Source organism: Pseudomonas sp. LS_2 (assembly GCF_042709235.1).
Lineage (GTDB): Bacteria > Pseudomonadota > Gammaproteobacteria > Pseudomonadales > Pseudomonadaceae > Aquipseudomonas.
Window position 1 is genome coordinate 204,901 of the sequence record NZ_JAVAYC010000002.1, and the last position, 18,922, is coordinate 223,822.

General features: G+C 62.8%; 14 protein-coding genes. All 14 read left to right on the top strand.

What is annotated here, in order from left to right; genetic code table 11:
- The first annotated feature begins 15 nt into the window (after positions 1-15).
- The 14 genes from rseP to eno all read left to right on the top strand — a co-directional run bounded on the left by rseP (position 16) and on the right by eno (position 18,827).
- Complete coding sequence (rseP, locus tag RAC97_RS02710) at positions 16-1,368, top strand: RIP metalloprotease RseP (RefSeq protein WP_375098184.1); 1,353 nt, start codon at positions 16-18, stop codon at positions 1,366-1,368.
- Between the two features lie 74 nt (positions 1,369-1,442).
- The gene (bamA, locus tag RAC97_RS02715) at positions 1,443-3,791 is read left to right on the top strand and encodes an outer membrane protein assembly factor BamA (RefSeq protein ID WP_375098185.1); all 2,349 of its coding nucleotides are present in this window, start codon (positions 1,443-1,445) and stop codon (positions 3,789-3,791) included.
- A 44-nt stretch (positions 3,792-3,835) separates the two neighbouring features.
- Positions 3,836-4,339: an OmpH family outer membrane protein gene (locus tag RAC97_RS02720; RefSeq protein ID WP_375098186.1), complete on the top strand. Its 504-nt coding sequence runs from the start codon at positions 3,836-3,838 to the stop codon at positions 4,337-4,339.
- A 1-nt stretch (position 4,340) separates the two neighbouring features.
- Positions 4,341-5,396 carry a UDP-3-O-(3-hydroxymyristoyl)glucosamine N-acyltransferase gene (lpxD, locus tag RAC97_RS02725; RefSeq protein ID WP_375098187.1) on the top strand — a complete coding sequence of 352 codons (1,056 nt, stop codon included), beginning with the start codon at positions 4,341-4,343 and terminating at the stop codon, positions 5,394-5,396.
- A 113-nt stretch (positions 5,397-5,509) separates the two neighbouring features.
- Complete coding sequence (gene fabZ, locus RAC97_RS02730) at positions 5,510-5,950, top strand: 3-hydroxyacyl-ACP dehydratase FabZ (protein WP_003252314.1); 441 nt, start codon at positions 5,510-5,512, stop codon at positions 5,948-5,950.
- Entirely contained in the window at positions 5,947-6,723 is a 777-nt protein-coding gene (gene lpxA, locus RAC97_RS02735; protein WP_375098188.1) for an acyl-ACP--UDP-N-acetylglucosamine O-acyltransferase, read from the top strand. Before fabZ ends, lpxA begins: the two co-directional genes overlap by 4 nt.
- Position 6,724: 1 nt before the next feature.
- Complete coding sequence (gene lpxB / locus RAC97_RS02740; RefSeq protein WP_375098189.1) at positions 6,725-7,852, top strand: lipid-A-disaccharide synthase; 1,128 nt, start codon at positions 6,725-6,727, stop codon at positions 7,850-7,852.
- A gap of 1 nt (position 7,853) precedes the next feature.
- The gene (gene rnhB, locus RAC97_RS02745; protein ID WP_375098190.1) at positions 7,854-8,477 is read left to right on the top strand and encodes a ribonuclease HII; all 624 of its coding nucleotides are present in this window, start codon (positions 7,854-7,856) and stop codon (positions 8,475-8,477) included.
- Positions 8,478-8,626: 149 nt separating this feature from the next.
- Entirely contained in the window at positions 8,627-12,151 is a 3,525-nt protein-coding gene (dnaE, locus tag RAC97_RS02750) for a DNA polymerase III subunit alpha (protein WP_375098191.1), read from the top strand.
- A gap of 103 nt (positions 12,152-12,254) precedes the next feature.
- A complete protein-coding gene (locus RAC97_RS02755; RefSeq protein WP_375098192.1) occupies positions 12,255-13,202 on the top strand; it encodes an acetyl-CoA carboxylase carboxyltransferase subunit alpha in 948 nt (315 codons plus the stop codon).
- A gap of 151 nt (positions 13,203-13,353) precedes the next feature.
- On the top strand, positions 13,354-14,637 hold the full coding sequence (gene tilS, locus RAC97_RS02760; RefSeq protein ID WP_375098193.1) for a tRNA lysidine(34) synthetase TilS: 1,284 nt from the start codon (positions 13,354-13,356) through the stop codon (positions 14,635-14,637).
- Between the two features lie 268 nt (positions 14,638-14,905).
- Positions 14,906-16,534: a CTP synthase gene (locus RAC97_RS02765; RefSeq protein WP_375098194.1), complete on the top strand. Its 1,629-nt coding sequence runs from the start codon at positions 14,906-14,908 to the stop codon at positions 16,532-16,534.
- 4 nt (positions 16,535-16,538) lie between these two features.
- Positions 16,539-17,384, top strand: a complete 846-nt coding sequence (gene kdsA, locus RAC97_RS02770) for a 3-deoxy-8-phosphooctulonate synthase (protein ID WP_375098195.1) — start codon at positions 16,539-16,541, stop codon at positions 17,382-17,384.
- A gap of 153 nt (positions 17,385-17,537) precedes the next feature.
- Positions 17,538-18,827, top strand: a complete 1,290-nt coding sequence (gene eno, locus RAC97_RS02775) for a phosphopyruvate hydratase (protein ID WP_375098196.1) — start codon at positions 17,538-17,540, stop codon at positions 18,825-18,827.
- Positions 18,828-18,922: the final 95 nt, after the last annotated feature.

The following is an 18,922-nucleotide window of genomic DNA, read 5'->3' on the forward strand; positions in this document are numbered from 1 at the left end:
CATTCGGAGATGGATATGACAGCGCTCTACATGATTATCGGCACCCTGGTGGCGCTGGGTGTACTGGTCACTTTCCACGAGTTCGGCCACTTCTGGGTGGCGCGGCGCTGCGGCGTCAAGGTGCTGCGCTTCTCGGTGGGCTTCGGCACGCCGCTGGTGCGCTGGCATGACCGCCAGGGCACCGAGTTCGTCATCGCTGCCATTCCCCTGGGCGGCTACGTCAAGATGCTCGATGAGCGCGAGGGCGATGTTCCGCCTGCCTTGGCGGATCAGTCCTTCAATCGCAAGACGGTCGGCCAGCGTATCGCTATTGTCGCGGCCGGCCCCATCGCCAACTTCCTGCTTGCCATCCTGTTTTTCTGGGCGGTCGCCATGCTCGGCAGCCAGCAGGTGCGCCCGGTCATCGGTTCGGTCGAGCCGGGTAGCCTGGCAGCGTCTGCCGGGCTCAGCGCCGGCCAGGAAATCGTTTCCATAGATGGCAAGGCGATCAACGGTTGGTCGGGCGTCAACCTGCAACTGGTTCGTCGCCTGGGCGAGAGCGGCACCCTGCGTGTTGGCGTGCGTGACGAAGGTGCTACGGTCGAGCGCCAGCACGACGTCAGCCTGAACCAGTGGCTCAAGGGCGACGATGAGCCCGACCCGATCCAGTCCCTGGGTTTGCGCCCATGGCGGCCGGCGGTCACGCCGGTGCTGGCAGAGGTCGATCCGAAAGGCCCGGCCGCTGCTGCAGGCCTCAAGACCGGCGACAAGCTGCTGGCCCTCGACGGTGTTGCGCTGGGGGACTGGCAGCAGGTTGTCGACAGTGTGCGTGCGCGCCCGGAAACCAAGGTGATGCTACGTATCGAGCGCGATGGCGCGCAGCTTGAGGTGCCTGTCACCTTGGCGCGCAAGGGTGAAGGACAGGCTTCCGGCGGCTACCTGGGCGCCGGTGTGAAACCTGCGCAATGGCCGCCCCACATGCTTCGCGAAGTCAGCTACGGGCCGCTGGAAGCGGTGGGTGAAGGGCTGTCGCGAACCTGGAGCATGAGCGTCCTTACCCTTGAATCGCTGAAGAAAATGTTGTTCGGCGAGCTCTCGGTAAAAAACTTGAGCGGACCGATAACCATTGCTAAAGTGGCGGGCGCTTCAGCCCAGTCGGGCGTGGGAGATTTCTTGAATTTCCTGGCCTACCTGAGCATTAGCCTAGGGGTTCTTAACCTGCTGCCCATACCGGTATTGGATGGGGGGCACTTGCTGTTCTACCTGATCGAGTGGGCGCGCGGTCGTCCACTTTCGGATCGGGTACAAGGTTGGGGGGTCCAGATCGGTATCAGCTTGGTCATCGGGGTCATGTTGCTTGCCCTGATAAACGATCTGGGTCGACTTTAACGCTTCGCTCTATTGCGAACCCGCCGCCTCGCTGGCGGCGGGTTGTTTATTGCCAGTTGGAATAAAAGGACTTCATGAAACGTCTGCTGCTAACTGCGGTCCTCTCCGCACTGATGATCGCTGAAGTTCACGCCGAGTCCTTCACCATCTCCGATATCCGCGTCAACGGCCTGCAGCGGGTTTCCGCTGGCAGCGTGTTCGGCGCGTTGCCGTTGAACGTTGGCGACCAGGTCGATGACCGGCGCCTGGTGGAGTCCACCCGCTCGCTGTTCAAGACCGGCTTCTTCCAAGACATTCAGCTGGACCGTGATGGCAATGTCCTGATCATCAACGTGGTCGAGCGCCCGTCGGTTTCGAGCATCGAGATCGAGGGCAACAAGGCGATCAGCACCGAAGACCTGATGAAAGGCCTCAAGCAGTCGGGCCTGGCCGAAGGCGAGATCTTCCAGCGCGCTACCCTCGAGGGTGTGCGTAACGAGCTGCAACGCCAGTATGTGGCCCAGGGTCGCTACTCGGCTGAAGTCGAAGCCGAAGTGGTACCGCAGCCACGCAACCGGGTCGGCCTGAAGATCAACATCAACGAAGGCACCGTCGCCGCGATCCAGCACATCAACGTGGTGGGTAACACCGTATTCAGCGACGAAGACCTTTCCCAGCTGTTCGAGCTCAAAACCACCAACTGGCTGTCGTTCTTCAAGAACGACGACAAGTACGCCCGCGAGAAGCTCTCCGGTGACCTGGAGCGCCTGCGTTCCTACTACCTGGACCGCGGCTACATCAACATGGACATCGCCTCCACCCAGGTGTCCATCACGCCAGACAAGAAACACGTCTACATCACCGTCAACGTCAATGAGGGCGAGAAGTACACCGTCCGTGACGTAAAGCTGTCCGGCGACCTCAAGGTGCCGGAAGACCAAGTCCAGTCGCTGCTGCTGGTGCAGCCGGGCCAGGTGTTCTCGCGCAAGGTGATGACCACCACTTCCGATCTCATCACCCGCCGTCTGGGTAACGAGGGCTACACCTTCGCCAACGTCAATGGCGTGCCTCAGCCAAACGACCAGGATCACACCGTCGACATCATGTTCGTCGTCGACCCGGGCAAGCGCGCCTACGTAAACCGCATCAACTATCGCGGCAACACCAAGACCGAAGACGAAGTGCTGCGCCGCGAAATGCGCCAGATGGAAGGTGGCTGGGCATCGACCTACCTGATCGACCAATCCAAGACCCGCCTGGAGCGCCTGGGCTTCTTCAAGGAAGTGAACGTCGAGACCCCACCGGTGCCGGGCACCGACGACCAGGTCGACGTCAACTACGCCGTCGAAGAGCAGGCGTCCGGCTCGATCACCGCCAGCGTCGGTTTCGCCCAGAGCGCCGGTCTGATCCTCGGTGGCTCGATCAGCCAGAGCAACTTCCTCGGTACCGGTAACCGCGTCTCCATCGGCCTGACCCGTTCGGAGTACCAGACCCGCTACAACTTCGGTTTCGTCGACCCCTACTTCACTGCCGACGGCGTGAGCCTGGGCTACAACGCCTTCTACCGCAGCACCGACTACGACGACCTCGATGTCGACGTGGCCAGCTATGCGGTGGACAGCCTGGGTGCCGGCGTCAGCCTGGGCTACCCGATCAGCGAGACCTCGCGCCTGACCTACGGCCTGACCGTGCAGCAGGACGACCTGAAGACCGGCCGCTACACCGTCGATGAGATCTTCAAGTTCATCCAGGAGGAGGGCGACAGCTTCCTCAACTTCAAGGCCTCGATCGGTTGGTCCGAGTCCACCTTGAACAAGGGCGTGCTGGCAACCCGTGGTCACTCCCAGAGCCTGACCCTGGAAAGCACCATTCCAGGCAGCGACCTGTCGTTCTACAAGCTCGACTACCGCGCCCAGCTGTTCAAGCCGATCACCAACGAATACACCCTGCGCCTGCACACCGAGCTGGGCTACGGTGATGGCTTCGGCGGTACCTCCGGCCTGCCGTTCTACGAGAACTACTACGCCGGCGGTTTCAACTCGGTGCGTGGCTTCAAGGACAGCACCCTCGGCCCGCGCAGTACGCCGAGTAATGGTTCGAACCCAGGCACCATCGCCGACCCGGACCAGGACCCGCTGCCGTTCGGTGGTAACGTGCTCGTCCAGGGCGGTGTAGAGCTGCTGTTCCCGCTGCCGTTCGTCAAGGACCAGCGCTCGCTGCGTACTTCGGTATTCTGGGACGTGGGTAACGTGTTCGACACCAACTGCGGCTCCAAACCGGATTGCACCAAGGTCGGCTTCTCGGACATGGCCAGCTCCGTCGGTCTCGGCGTAACCTGGATCACTGCGCTCGGCCCGCTGAGTTTCAGCCTGGCGATGCCGATCAAGAAGCCGGACGACGCCGATACCCAGGTGTTCCAATTCTCTCTGGGCCAGACCTTCTGAGGTCGGCCCTTGCTTAACGACAACGGTTTATCCAGGAGTGCATCGTGCGTAAGTTGACTCAACTGGCCGTATTGGCCGCGGCGCTGGTCGCCACCCCGGCTTTCGCCGACATGAAGATCGCCGTTCTGAACTACCAGATGGCACTGCTCGAGTCCGACGCGGCCAAGGCCTACGCGGTCGATGCCGAGAAGAAGTTCGGCCCGCAGCTGACCAAGCTGAAGACCCTGGAAAGCAGCGCCAAGGGCATCCAGGACCGTCTGATCAAGGGCGGCGACAAGATGCAGCAGCAGGAGCGTGAGCGCCTGGAGCTGGAGTTCAAGCAGAAGGCGCGCGACTTCCAGTTCCAGTCCAAGGAGCTGAACGAAGCCAAGGCCGTTGCTGACCGTGACATGCTCAAGACCCTCAAGCCCAAACTGGATGGCGCTGTCGAGGAAGTCATCAAGAAGGGCGGCTTCGACCTGGTACTCGAGCGTGGCGCGGTCATCGATGTCAAGCCTCAGTACGACATCACCCGCCAGGTCATCGAGCGCATGAACCAAGCGCGTTGATATGACCCTGACGATGACGCTCGGCCAGTTGGCCGAAGCCCTCGGCGCCTCCCTCAAAGGCCCCGAGGCGCTGCAGATCACCGGGCTTGCGACCTTGCAGGAAGCAGGCCCGGGGCAGTTGAGCTTCCTGGCCAACAAGCAGTATCGCAAGTACCTGGATGACTCCCAGGCTGCTGCCGTACTGCTCAAGGCCGAGGATGCAGAAGGTTTCCCCGGTAACGCCCTGGTCGTGGCCGACCCCTACCTGGCCTACGCTCGTATTTCCCACCTGTTCGACCCCAAACCCAAGGCTGTGGCGGGAATTCATCCCAGCGCCGTGGTGGCGGACGATGCCGTGGTGGATGCGAGCGCCAGCATCGGCCCGTTCGTAGTGATTGAGAGCGGTGCGCGTATTGGTGCCAATGTCACCGTTGGTGCGCATTGCTTCATCGGCGCTCGCAGCGTGGTTGGCGAGGGTGGCTGGCTGGCCCCGCGGGTCACGCTGTATCACGATGTGACCATCGGCAAGCGTGTGGTCATCCAGTCCGGTGCGGTGATCGGCGGCGAAGGCTTCGGTTTCGCCAACGAAAAGGGTGTGTGGAACAAGATCGCGCAGATCGGTGGCGTGACCCTCGGTGACGATGTCGAGATCGGCGTCAACACCGCAGTGGACCGTGGTGCACTTTCGGATACACGCATCGGCAACGGCGTGAAACTGGATAACCAGATCCAGATCGCCCACAACGTGCAGGTCGGCGACCACACGGCCATGGCGGCCTGTGTCGGTATCTCCGGCAGTACGCGTATCGGCAAGCACTGCATGATTGCCGGTGGTGTTGGGATGGTCGGTCACATCGATGTCTGCGATAACGTTTTCGTTTCTGGCATGACCATGGTGACCCGCTCCATTACCGAGCCGGGTGGTTATTCTTCAGGCACGGCAATGCAGCCTTTGGCCGAGTGGCGCAAGAGCGCCGCGCGGATCCGCCAGTTGGATGAAATGTCCAAGCGCCTTCAGCAACTGGAAAAACGTGTCGATACCGTGACCTCAGGTGGCCAGCCGACATCAGAAGGCTGATACCATTTCCTGAGCAAGAGTGAACAGTCGCTAGCTGGCTCCTCTTTGGATTGCAAAAGGAGCGTGCGGTCAGTACCTGCGCTCCCTATTCTTACTACAGGCTTCCCCCCGAAATGATGGACATCAACGAGATTCGCGAATACCTGCCTCACCGTTACCCGTTCCTGTTGGTGGACCGTGTGACGGACCTGGACTTCGAGGCCCAGAGCATTCGTGCCTACAAGAATGTCAGCATCAACGAGCCGTTCTTCAATGGCCACTTCCCCGCGCACCCCATCATGCCTGGCGTGCTGATCATCGAGGCGATGGCCCAGGCAGCCGGGATTCTTGGTTTCAAGATGCTCGATGCGAAACCTGCGGATGGCACCCTGTACTACTTCGTTGGCTCCGACAAGCTGCGTTTCCGTCAACCGGTACTGCCGGGCGACCAGCTTGTACTGGAGGCCAAGTTCCTCAGCCGCAAGAGCATGATCTGGAAATTCGAGTGCCGCGCTCTGGTCGACGGCAAGCCAGTCTGCTCGGCAGAAATCACCTGCGCGGAACGCTCCCTATGAATTCGATTGATCCTCGGGCGATCATCGACCCCTCGGCCAAGCTGGCCGACGGCGTCGAGGTCGGCCCCTGGTCGATCATAGGCCCCGATGTGGAGATCGGGGAGGGTACCGTCATCGGTCCCCATGTGGTGCTCAAGGGGCCGACACGCATCGGCCAGCACAACCGTATCTACCAGTTCAGCTCCATCGGCGAAGACACCCCTGACCTCAAGTACAAGGGCGAGCCTACACGCCTGGTGATTGGCGATCACAACGTGATTCGCGAAGGCGTGACGATTCACCGGGGCACCGTCCAGGACCGCTCCGAAACCACACTGGGCGACCACAACCTGATCATGGCCTATGCCCACATCGGCCACGACAGCGTGATCGGCAACCATTGCATCCTGGTCAACAACACGGCGCTCGCCGGGCATGTCCACGTCGGCGACTGGGCGATCCTGTCGGGCTACACCCTGGTGCACCAGTATTGCCACATTGGCGCCCACGCCTTCTCCGGCATGGGCACGGCAATCGGCAAGGACGTTCCAGCCTTCGTCACTGTGTTCGGCAGCCCGGCCGAGGCGCGCAGCATGAACTTCGAGGGCATGCGCCGTCGTGGTTTCAGCGACCAGGTGATCCACGCCCTGCGCAGCGCCTACAAGATCGTCTACCGTCAGGGCCTGAGTACCGAGGATGCACTGAAGCGACTGGACGAGCTGGCTACGGATCACGCCGAGGTCGAGCTGTTCCGTCAATCGATCCTGAATTCCGCCCGCGGCATCACCCGCTGACATGGCCCAGCTTTGTGTAGCGCTGGTGGCAGGTGAGGCCAGCGGCGATATCCTGGGTTCCGGCCTGATGCGTGCGCTCAAGGCGCGTCACCCGGATGTTCGCTTCATCGGTGTCGGTGGCCCGCTGATGGAAGCCGAAGGCCTTCAGTCCTATTTCCCCATGGAGCGCCTGGCGGTGATGGGCCTGGTCGAGGTACTGGGCCGCCTGCGCGAGCTGCTCAAGCGCCGCAAGGAGCTGATCCAGACCCTGATCGCCGAGCGGCCCGATGTGTTCATCGGCATCGATGCGCCGGATTTCACCCTCAACATCGAGCTGAAACTACGTCAGGCCGGCATCAAGACCGTGCATTACGTCAGCCCGTCGGTGTGGGCATGGCGCCAGAAGCGGGTGCTGAAGATTCGCGAAGGCTGCGACCTGATGTTGACCTTGCTGCCCTTCGAGGCCAGGTTCTACGAAGAAAAGGGCGTGCCGGTGCGCTTCGTCGGCCACCCGCTGGCAGATACCATTCCCCTGGATGCCGACCGCCAGGCCGCACGCGCAGCATTGGGCTTGGGCGATGGACCGCTGGTCGCGCTCATGCCTGGCAGTCGCGGTGGCGAAGTAGGGCGCCTGGGTGAACTGTTCCTCGATGCCGCCCAGCGCTTGCGCGAGTTGGTGCCGGGTGTGCGCTTCGTCTCCCCCTGTGCCAACCCCACTCGACGTGCCCAGCTGGAGCAGATGCTGCAAGGGCGCGACCTGCCATTGACGCTGCTCGACGGCCAGTCGCACCAGGCCTTGGCTGCCTGCGACGCGGTGCTCATCGCCTCCGGTACCGCCACCCTGGAAGCATTGCTGTACAAGCGCCCCATGGTGGTTGCCTACCGCCTGGCGGGGCTGACGTACTGGATCCTCAAGCGCATGGTCAAGAGCCCCTACGTGTCGCTGCCGAACCTGCTGGCCCAGCGCGTCCTGGTGCCCGAGCTGCTGCAGGACGCCGCTACTCCCGAGGCCCTCGCCCGCACATTGGCGCCGCTGGTGGCCGATGGCAGCGAGCAGACCGAGCATTTCGACCAGATTCACCGCACCCTGCGCCGCGACGCGTCGAACCAGGCCGCCGACGCGGTGCTGGCCTTGCTGAAGGACCGATGACATGCAGATGGGACTGGATTTCAACCTTGTAGAGGACCTGGTCGCCGGTGTCGACGAAGTTGGCCGTGGCCCGCTGTGCGGGGCGGTGGTCACCGCAGCGGTGATCCTCGATCCGCAGCGGCCGATCCTCGGCCTGAACGACTCGAAGAAACTCACCGAAGCCAAGCGCGAGGCGCTGTTCGACGAGATCTGTGAAAAAGCCCTGAGCTTCTGCATCGCCCGCGCAGAAGTAGAGGAAATCGACCGGCTCAACATCCTGCAGGCCACCATGCTGGCCATGCAGCGCGCAGTCGAGGGTCTGAGCGTGACGCCGAAGCTGGCACTGATCGACGGCAACCGCTGCCCGCAACTGGCCGTTCCGGCAGCACCGGTGGTGCAGGGCGACGCCCAGGTGCCGGCTATCGCTGCCGCCTCGATCCTGGCCAAGGTCACCCGCGACCGCGAGATGAGCGCCTTCGAGTTGATCTACCCCGGTTATGGCATTGGCGGGCACAAGGGCTACCCGACCCCTGTTCATCTCGAAGCCTTGGCCCGCTTGGGGCCGACGCCCATCCACCGCCGCTCCTTCGCGCCGGTGCGCGCCGCCTATGAGGCCCGCGAGGGGTCTTTCAGTTCGCTCATCTGAACAATGCCGCCCCTTCGCGGGCACGCCCGCTCCTACAACTACAACTTCGTTCCTGTAGGAGTGGGCTTGCCCACGAGGCGGCCGCAAACCCATTGCGCATTTAAGCTACAATCCCGCCCTTGTCGTTAAGCACTGCTACAGGACCTTCCATGTCGGTTTCCTTCATTCACCTTCGCGTGCATTCCGAATTCTCGCTGGTCGATGGCCTGGTGCGGATCAAGCCGCTGGCCAAAGCCCTGGCCGGGATGAACATGCCGGCGGTGGCGATCACCGACCAGAGCAACATGTGCTCGTTGGTGAAGTTCTACAAGACCGCCATGGGCGCAGGGATCAAGCCGATCTGTGGCGCCGACCTGTGGCTGGCCGGTGCCGACCCGGAGGCGCCACTGTCGCGTATCTGCTTCCTGGCCATGAATCCTCAGGGCTACCGCAACCTCACCGAGCTGATTTCACGCGGCTGGACCGATGGCCAGCGCAATGGCCTGGTGGTCATCCAGCGTGAGTGGATCGCACCGGCCAGCGAGGGCCTGATCGGCTTGTCCGCAGGCCGCGAGGGCGATATCGGCATGGCCTTGCTGGCGGGCAAGGCCGACGAAGCCGAGACGCTGCTGCGCGATTGGATGCAGATCCTTCCCGGACGCTTCTACGTCGAGCTGCAACGCACAAATCGCGCCGGTGACGAGGAATACGTGCATGCCGCCGTGGCCGTGGCGGACAAGGTCGGTGCGCCGCTGGTGGCGACCAACGACGTGCGCTTCATCAAGCAGTCCGATTTCGACGCCCACGAAACCCGCGTGTGCATCGGCGAGGGCTGGACCCTCGACGACCCACGGCGCCCACGCCTGTACAGCGACCAGCAGTACCTCAAGAGCGCGGAGGAAATGGCCGAGCTGTTCAGCGACCTGCCCGATGCCATCGCCAACACCGTGGAAATCGCCAAGCGCTGCAACATCACCGTGCAGTTGGGCAAGCACTTTCTGCCTGATTTCCCCACGCCCAACGGCATGGGCATCGACGACTACCTGCGCCACGTTTCCCACGAAGGCCTTGAGGAGCGTCTGGCGGTGCTCTGGCCGAAGGACACCACGCCCAACTACGAAGAGAAGCGCCAGGTCTACCTTGACCGCCTGAAGTTCGAGCTGGACATCATCATCCAGATGGGCTTCCCCGGTTACTTCCTGATCGTTATGGACTTCATCAAATGGGCCAAGAACAACGGCGTGCCGGTAGGCCCAGGCCGGGGTTCGGGTGCCGGCTCGCTGGTGGCGTACGTGCTGAAGATCACCGACCTCGACCCGCTGGCCTACGACCTGCTGTTCGAGCGTTTCCTCAACCCTGAACGGGTTTCCATGCCCGACTTCGACGTCGACTTCTGCATGGACGGCCGCGACCGGGTCATCGAATACGTCGCCGACGCCTACGGGCGCAACGCGGTCAGCCAGATCATCACTTTCGGCACCATGGCCGCCAAGGCCGTGGTGCGCGACGTGGCGCGGGTGCAGGGCAAGTCCTACGGCCTGGCCGACCGCCTGTCGAAGATGATTCCGTTCGAAGTGGGCATGACCCTGGAGAAGGCCTACGAGCAGGAAGAAATGCTCCGCGACTTCCTCAAGGGCGACGAGGATGCCCGCGAGATCTGGGACATGGCCCTGAAGCTCGAAGGCGTTACCCGGGGTACCGGTAAGCACGCCGGTGGCGTGGTGATCGCGCCGACCAAACTCACCGACTTCTCACCGATTGCCTGTGACGAAGAGGGCGGCGGCCTGGTGACCCAGTTCGACAAGGACGATGTCGAGGCGGCGGGCCTGGTGAAATTCGACTTCCTCGGCCTGCGTACCTTGACCATCATCAAGTGGGCGATGGAGACGATCAACCGCGAGCAGGCCAAGAAGAACCTGCCGGACGTCAACATCGACTTCATCCCGCTGGATGACAAGAAAACCTACGAGCTGCTGCAGAAAGCCGAAACCACGGCGGTGTTCCAGCTCGAATCCCGCGGCATGAAGGAGCTGATCAAGAAGCTCAAGCCCGACTGCCTGGAAGACCTCATCGCACTGGTGGCACTGTTCCGTCCTGGCCCGCTGCAATCGGGCATGGTGGACGACTTCATCAACCGCAAGCACGGCCGCGCCGAGCTGGCCTACCCGCACCCGGACTACCAGTACGACGGACTGAAACCGGTACTGGCGCCGACCTACGGCATCATCCTGTACCAGGAACAGGTCATGCAGATCGCCCAGGTGATGGCCGGCTACACCCTGGGTGGCGCGGACATGCTGCGCCGGGCCATGGGTAAGAAAAAGCCCGAGGAGATGGCCAAGCAGCGCGGCGGCTTCATCGAAGGTTGCGCCAGCAACGGGATCGATGCTGATCTTGCGGGCAACATCTTCGACCTGGTGGAGAAGTTCGCGGGCTACGGCTTTAACAAGTCGCACTCTGCCGCCTATGGCCTGGTGTCGTACCAGACCGCCTGGCTGAAGACCCACCACCCAGCGCCGTTCATGGCGGCGGTGCTCTCGGCGGACATGCACAACACCGACAAGGTGGTGGTGCTGATCGAGGAAGTGCGCAGCATGAAGCTGCGCCTGGACGCGCCGGATGTAAACAGCTCCGACTTCAAGTTCACGGTCAATGATGACGGCCGTATCGTCTATGGCCTGGGGGCGATCAAAGGCGTGGGCGAGGGGCCGGTAGAGGCGATCGTCGAGGCACGTGCCGAGGGCGGGCCGTTCAAGGACCTGTTCGACTTCTGTGAGCGCGTCGATCTCAAACGCATCAACAAGCGCACCCTCGATGCGCTGATCCGCAGCGGCGCCCTGGACCGCCTCGGGCCGCACTTCCACGACGAGATCAAGGCCTACCACGCCAATATCGACCGCAACCGGGCGGTTCTCCTGTCGGCGCTGGAGGAGGCCATCAAGGCCGCTGAACAGACCGCACGTACTGCCGACAGCGGCCACGTCGACCTGTTCGGTGGGCTGTTCATCGAGGAAGATTCGGACGTCTACGCCAACCACCACAAAGTGCGCGAGCTGACGCTCAAGGAGCGCCTCAAGGGCGAGAAGGACACCCTTGGCCTGTACCTGACCGGTCACCCGATCGACGAGTATGAGACCGAGATCCGCCGTTTCGCCCGCCAGCGCATCATCGACCTCAAACCGTCGCGTGAAACCCAGACCGTGGCCGGCATGATCATTGCCTTGCGGGTAATGAAGAACAAGAAGGGCGACAAGATGGGCTTCGTCACCCTCGATGACCGCTCCGGGCGCATCGAGGCCTCGCTGTTCGCCGATGCCTTCATGGCCGCCCAGGCCCTGTTGCAAACCGACGCCATGGTGGTGGTGGAGGGGGAGGTGAGCAACGATGACTTCTCCGGTGGCCTGCGCCTGCGGGTCAAGCAGGTGATGACCATGGAGGATGCGCGCACCAAGCTGGCCGAGAGCCTGCGCCTGAAGGTCGCCCACGATGCGCTCAAGGGTGACCGCCTGGCCTGGCTGGGCGAGTTGATCACTCGTCACCGTGGCGCTTGCCCGATTACGCTGGAATACACCGGCAGCGATGCCAAGGCCATGTTGCAGTTCGGCGACCAGTGGGCCATCGACCCTGCCGACGGCCTGATTCAAGCGCTGCGTGACCAGTTCGGGCGTGAGAACGTCTTCCTGCAATATCGTTGAAGCGACGAATTTAATCTCGACCTGAACGCGCCACTCCCTTAAGGTATGGCGCCAAACGGATCAACCGGCCGGCCGCCTGGCCGTAGACCCTAGACGGATGCCTATGAACCCGAATTTCCTCGATTTCGAACAGCCGATTGCCGACCTGCAAGCCAAGATCGAAGAGCTGCGCCTGGTCGGTAACGACAACTCGCTGAACATCAGCGATGAAATTGCCCGTCTGCAAGAAAAAAGCAGCACCCTGACCGAAAGCATCTTCGGCAACCTGACCAGCTGGCAGATCGCCCGCCTGGCGCGTCACCCGCGTCGTCCCTATACCCTGGACTACATCGACCACATCTTCACCGAGTTCGAAGAGCTGCACGGCGACCGTCATTTCTCCGACGACGCTGCGATCGTGGGCGGTACTGCGCGCCTGGACGGCAAGCCGGTGATGGTCATCGGCCACCAGAAGGGCCGTGAGGTACGCGAGAAAGTGCGCCGCAACTTCGGCATGCCGCGTCCGGAAGGCTACCGCAAGGCCTGCCGCCTGATGGAGATGGCCGAGCGCTTCAAGATGCCGATCCTGACCTTCATCGACACCCCGGGCGCCTACCCAGGCATCGACGCCGAAGAGCGCAACCAGAGCGAGGCCATCGCCTGGAACCTGCGCGTGATGGCGCGCCTGAAGACCCCGATCATCGCTACCGTGATCGGTGAGGGCGGTTCCGGCGGTGCGCTGGCCATCGGCGTTTGCGACCAGCTGAACATGCTGCAGTACTCCACCTATTCGGTGATCTCGCCGGAAGGTTGCGCCTCGATCCTGTGGAAAACCGCCGATCGCGCCGCCGATGCCGCCGAGGCCATGGGTGTGACCGCCGAGCGCTTGAAGAGCCTGAACATCGTCGACAAGGTTATTGGCGAGCCGCTGGGTGGCGCGCACCGCGACCCGGCGAAAATGTCGGCAAGCATCCGTGGCGACCTGATCGAACAGTTGGACATGCTTGGCAAGCTCGACAACGACACGCTGCTCAAGCGCCGTTACGATCGCCTGATGAGCTACGGCGTCTGATGGATCCGGGGCCGCGTCGCGGCCCATTCGCGGGCAAGCCCGCCCCTACAGGTTTGCGCTGTTGAACAATAGCGCTGTACCTGTAGGGGCGGGCTTGCCCGCGAATGGAGTGCGTAGCGGCCGCGGCGCTCTTACACGCTAGGAGGCCCAGGTGCTTGATCTTACCCCCTGGCTCAATGCCCCCGCCTGGTGCGTCGCCTACTCCGGCGGCCTCGATTCCACCGTCCTGCTGCACCTGCTCGCCGACCATGCTCGTCACCCTGACGCGCCGCCGCTGCGTGCCGTGCATATCCACCACGGTCTGCAAGCTGCCGCCGATGCTTGGCCCGCACATTGCCGGGAGGTCTGTGATGCACTAGGGGTCGAACTGCGCGTGATCCACGTCCAGGTCGATTCTGCCGCCAGCCTCGAGCAAGCTGCCCGCAATGCCCGCTATCAAGCCTTCACTGAGCTTCTCGGCCCCGGCGAACTGCTGTTCACCGGCCAGCACCGCGAAGACCAGGCCGAGACCCTGCTGTTTCGCCTGCTACGCGGCGCCGGCCTGCGTGGCCTGGCGGCCATGCCTGCATCCCGGCCGCTGGGGCGGGGGAGGCTGGTCAGGCCCTTGCTTGATAAGCCGCGCGACCACCTGCAGCAATATGCTCAGGCCGCAGGGCTGAAATGGATCGAAGACCCGTCCAACACCGATAGCACCTTCGCCCGCAATTTCCTGCGTTGCGAAGTGTTCCCGCTGCTGCGCCAGCGGTGGCCGCAAGCCAGCCAGAGCCTGGCGCGCAGTACCACGCACCTGGGCGAGGCACTGGCGCTTCTGGATGAGCTCGCCGCCTCCGACATCGCTGCCGCAAGCCCCGGAGCCGCAGCGCCTTGGCAATGCCTGGACTCGCTGGACATGGAGGTGCTGGCGGCGCTTTCGCCAGCACGCCAGCGCAACGCCTTGCAGTTCTGGCTGAGCAGTCGTACCCGCCTACCCGACAGCCGCCACTGGGCTGGCTGGGAAACCCTGCGCGATGCCGCGGCCGATGCTCGGCCTATCTGGCGCTTGACCGATGGCGAGCTGCAGCGCAGCCAGGGGCGGCTGTGGTGGTTGAGCGGCGATTGGCTGCAAGTGCCGCTGGGCGAGGTGCCTTGGCCAGACCCGAAGCAGATGCTCGCCCTGCCGGGCAACGGTAGCGTGCGGCCTGTGGGCGACATTCCGGGGCCTGGCCTGCGAATCGCCTATCGCCAGGGCGGGGAAGTACTGGACATTCCGGGCCGCGGCCACCGTGATCTCAAGCGTCTGCTCAACGAGCACCAGGTGCCGCATTTCCTGCGCCAGCGCCTGCCACTGCTGTATCAGGGCACCTGCATACTGGCGGTGGCGAACCTGCCAATGTCTGGACAGGGGCGTTGCCAGCTGCAGTGGCAGCCGCCGACGAACGTGCAAGGTTTGAGGTGAAGGGGACATTCCGGTAGACTACCCTCCCTTCTTGATACAGCTTCTGTGGGTTCCTCGAAAACACGGGAGTTGCCGATTACCAAGCAGTTTTTTGCTGGGCTGAATCTTAAAATGACGAGCGAGCTCCATGCCGGGACAACCCCGGTCTGTACAGACGCGGCAGTTTTTCGAGATGCACTGTGATTGACGCAGGTGATCGGGGGCTTCGGCCTTCCTTCGCTTTCTCCGGCGGCGCTGGCCGCCTTAACGCAGACTTCTAGGGTTTTTCATGACGCGCTACATATTCGTCACGGGCGGTGTTGTTTCTTCATTGGGGAAAGGCATTGCCTCGGCTTCCCTGGCGGCCATCCTGGAAGCGCGGGGGCTCAAGGTCACCATGCTCAAGCTGGACCCGTACATCAACGTCGACCCGGGCACCATGAGCCCGTTCCAGCACGGTGAAGTATTCGTCACCCACGACGGCGCCGAGACCGACCTCGACCTGGGCCACTACGAGCGGTTCATCCGCACCACCATGACCCAGAACAACAACTTCACCACCGGTCGTATCTACGAGCACGTGCTGCGCAAGGAGCGCCGTGGTGACTACCTGGGTGCGACCATCCAGGTCATCCCGCACATCACCGACGAGATCAAGCGCCGCATCATCAAGGGTGCCGGCGATGCCGACGTGGCCCTGGTGGAAATCGGCGGTACCGTGGGTGACATCGAGTCGCAACCGTTCCTGGAAGCGATCCGCCAGCTGCGTGTCGAAGTGGGCTCCAAGCGCGCCATGCTGATGCACCTGACCCTGGTCCCGTACATCGCCACCGCTGGCGAGACCAAGACCAAGCCGACCCAGCACTCGGTCAAGGAACTGCGTTCCATCGGCCTGCAACCAGACGTGCTGATCTGCCGCTCCGACCACCCGGTCGACGCCTCCTCGCGCCGCAAGATCGCGCTGTTCACCAACGTCGAGGAGCGTGCGGTGATTTCCCTGGAAGACGTCGACACCATCTACAAGATTCCCGGCGTGCTGCACGCCCAGGGCCTGGATGACTTCGTCGTCGAGCGCTTTGGCCTGCAGTGCAACGGCGCCGACCTGTCCGAATGGGACAAGGTCGTCGATGCCAAGCTCAACCCCGAGCATGAAGTGACCATCGCCATGGTCGGCAAGTACATGGAGCTGCTGGATGCGTACAAGTCGCTGATCGAAGCGATGAGCCACGCCGGCATCACCAACCGCACCAAGGTCAACCTGCGCTACATCGATTCCGAAGACATCGAGAACCAGGGTACCGGCCTGCTCGAGGGCGCCGACGCCATCCTGGTGCCGGGCGGTTTCGGCCTGCGTGGCGTGGAAGGCAAGATCAAGGCCGTGCAGTTCGCCCGTGAGAACAAGGTGCCGTATCTGGGCATCTGCCTCGGCATGCAGGTCGCGGTGATCGAGTTCGCCCGTAACGTGATGGGCTGGAGCGACGCCAACTCCACCGAGTTCGACCGCAACAGTGGCCACCCGGTGGTCGGCCTGATCACCGAGTGGTCCGATGCTACCGGCGCCGTCGAAACCCGTACCGAAGCCTCCGACCTGGGCGGCACCATGCGCCTGGGCGCCCAGGACTGCCAGCTGGCGGCCGGCTCCAAGGTGCATGACTGCTATGGCAGCGATGTGATCACCGAGCGTCACCGTCATCGTTATGAGGTGAACAATAACCTGCTGCCGCAACTGATCGACGCGGGCCTGGTGGTTTCCGGTCGTTCCGAGGACGGCGCGCTGGTGGAAGTGGTCGAGTCCAAGGACCACCCATGGTTCGTCGCCTGCCAATTCCACCCCGAGTTCACCTCGACCCCGCGTGACGGCCACCCGCTGTTCAGCGGCTTCGTCAAGGCGGCCCTGGCGCAGAAGAACAAGGCCTGAGCCCATGACCCAGAAGATCATTCGCGTCGGTAACATCGAGATCGCCAACGACAAGCCGTTCGTCCTGTTTGGCGGCATGAACGTGCTGGAGTCCCGTGACCTGGCCCTGAAGGTCTGCGAAGCGTACGTGCGGGTTACCGAGAAGCTCGGTATCCCCTACGTGTTCAAGGCCAGCTTCGACAAAGCCAACCGTTCGTCGGTGACCTCCTACCGTGGTCCGGGCATGGAAGAGGGGCTGAAGATCTTCGAGGAGATCAAGCGCACCTTCAACGTGCCGGTCATCACCGACGTGCACGAGCCGTACCAGTGCGAGCCGGTGGCCAAGGTCTGCGACATCATCCAGTTGCCGGCCTTCCTCTCGCGCCAGACCGACCTGGTGGTGGCCATGGCCAAGACCGGCGCGGTGATCAACATCAAGAAAGCCCAGTTCCTCGCGCCGCACGAGATGAAGCACATTCTCGCCAAGTGCGTGGAAGCCGGTAACGACCAACTGATTCTCTGCGAGCGCGGTTCGAGCTTCGGCTACAACAACCTGGTCGTGGACATGCTCGGCTTCGGCATCATGAAGCAGTTCGAGTACCCGGTGTTCTTCGATGTGACCCATTCGCTGCAAACCCCGGGTGGCCGTGCCGATTCCGCAGGCGGGCGCCGTGCCCAGGTCACCGACCTGGCCAAGGCCGGCATGAGCCAGGGCCTGGCCGGGCTGTTCCTCGAAGCCCACCCGGACCCGGACAACGCCAAGTGCGATGGCCCGTGCGCCCTGCGCCTGGACAAGCTCGAGCCGTTCCTGGCCCAGCTCAAGCAATTGGACGACCTGGTGAAAAGTTTTCCGACGGTAGAAACCGCGTAAAGCGCATTTCTCGGGTAAAGTACCGTCCGTTCCAACCCCTGACCTATCGGTCAGGGGCTCCCTTCGCCAGGTCTGCCCGTGCCATGTCCCCTGGTGAACGGCAACAATTCCCAAAGCTGCGTTGTTTTCGTCAATTCTGGAGTGCTTACAACAATGGCAAAGATCGTCGACATCAAAGGTCGTGAAGTTCTCGACTCCCGTGGCAACCCCACCGTGGAAGCCGATGTACTGCTCGACAACGGCATCATCGGCAGCGCCTGCGCGCCGTCGGGTGCTTCCACCGGCTCGCGCGAGGCGCTGGAGCTGCGAGATGGCGACAAGAGCCGCTACCTGGGCAAGGGCGTGCTGAAGGCCGTGGCCAACATCAATGGCCCGATCCGCGACCTGCTGCTGGGCAAGGACCCTTCCGATCAGAAGGCCCTGGACCGCGCCATGATCGAACTGGACGGCACCGAGAACAAAGCCAAGCTGGGCGCCAACGCCATCCTGGCGGTGTCCCTGGCTGCTGCCAAGGCCGCCGCCCAGGACCAGGATCTGCCGCTGTACGCCCACATCGCCAACCTCAACGGCACCCCGGGCCAGTACTCCATGCCGGTTCCGATGATGAACATCATCAACGGCGGCGAGCACGCCGACAACAACGTCGATATCCAGGAGTTCATGGTTCAGCCGGTCGGCGCCAAGACCTTCTCCGACGGCCTGCGCATGGGCACCGAGATCTTCCATCACCTCAAGGCTGTACTGAAGGCCCGTGGCCTGAACACTGCCGTGGGTGACGAAGGTGGCTTCGCCCCTAACCTGGCGTCCAACGAAGACGCCCTGGCCGCCATCGCCGAAGCTGTCGAAAAAGCCGGCTACAAGCTGGGCACCGACGTGACGCTGGCCCTGGACTGCGCGGCTTCGGAATTCTACGAGAACGGCAAGTACAACCTGTCCGGCGAAGGCAAGTCGTTCGACGCTGAAGGCTTCGCTGAGTACCTCAAAGGTCTGACCGAGCGCTTCCCGATCATCTCGATCGAAGACGGCCTGGACGAGTCCGACTGGGCTGGCTGGAAGATCCTCACCGACAAGATCGGCGCCAAGGTGCAGCTGGTCGGCGACGACCTGTTCGTGACCAACACCAAGATCCTCAAGGAAGGCATCGAGAAGGGCATCGGCAACTCGATCCTGATCAAGTTCAACCAGATCGGCTCGCTGACCGAAACCCTGGAAGCCATCCAGATGGCCAAGGCCGCCGGTTACACCGCAGTCATCTCGCACCGCTCCGGCGAAACCGAGGACTCGACCATCGCCGACTTGGCCGTCGGTACCGCTGCCGGCCAGATCAAGACCGGCTCGCTGTGCCGTTCCGACCGCGTTTCGAAGTACAACCAGTTGCTGCGTATCGAAGAGCAACTGGGTGCCAAGGCGGTCTACCGTGGCCGTGCCGAGTTTCGCGGCTGAGCAAGAGATGGTAAAAAGACAGCAGCCGAGGCAGCCTGAGCCTTTCTTCTAGGAGCTCAGGCGCTTGCTGCGGGTTTCTGTCGACGAAGCCTGGC

Bases quoted from the DNA above. Each gene is read 5' to 3' on its own strand.
- kdsA (WP_375098195.1), top strand. From the start codon at position 16,539: ATGACCCAGAAGATCATTCGCGTCGGTAACATCGAGATCGCCAACGAC.
- lpxB (WP_375098189.1), top strand. From the start codon at position 6,725: ATGGCCCAGCTTTGTGTAGCGCTGGTGGCAGGTGAGGCCAGCGGCGAT.
- fabZ (WP_003252314.1), top strand. From the start codon at position 5,510: ATGATGGACATCAACGAGATTCGCGAATACCTGCCTCACCGTTACCCG.
- lpxD (WP_375098187.1), top strand. From the start codon at position 4,341: ATGACCCTGACGATGACGCTCGGCCAGTTGGCCGAAGCCCTCGGCGCC.
- bamA (WP_375098185.1), top strand. From the start codon at position 1,443: ATGAAACGTCTGCTGCTAACTGCGGTCCTCTCCGCACTGATGATCGCT.
- rseP (WP_375098184.1), top strand. From the start codon at position 16: ATGACAGCGCTCTACATGATTATCGGCACCCTGGTGGCGCTGGGTGTA.
- RAC97_RS02765 (WP_375098194.1), top strand. From the start codon at position 14,906: ATGACGCGCTACATATTCGTCACGGGCGGTGTTGTTTCTTCATTGGGG.
- RAC97_RS02755 (WP_375098192.1), top strand. From the start codon at position 12,255: ATGAACCCGAATTTCCTCGATTTCGAACAGCCGATTGCCGACCTGCAA.
- lpxA (WP_375098188.1), top strand. From the start codon at position 5,947: ATGAATTCGATTGATCCTCGGGCGATCATCGACCCCTCGGCCAAGCTG.
- dnaE (WP_375098191.1), top strand. From the start codon at position 8,627: ATGTCGGTTTCCTTCATTCACCTTCGCGTGCATTCCGAATTCTCGCTG.
- rnhB (WP_375098190.1), top strand. From the start codon at position 7,854: ATGCAGATGGGACTGGATTTCAACCTTGTAGAGGACCTGGTCGCCGGT.
- eno (WP_375098196.1), top strand. From the start codon at position 17,538: ATGGCAAAGATCGTCGACATCAAAGGTCGTGAAGTTCTCGACTCCCGT.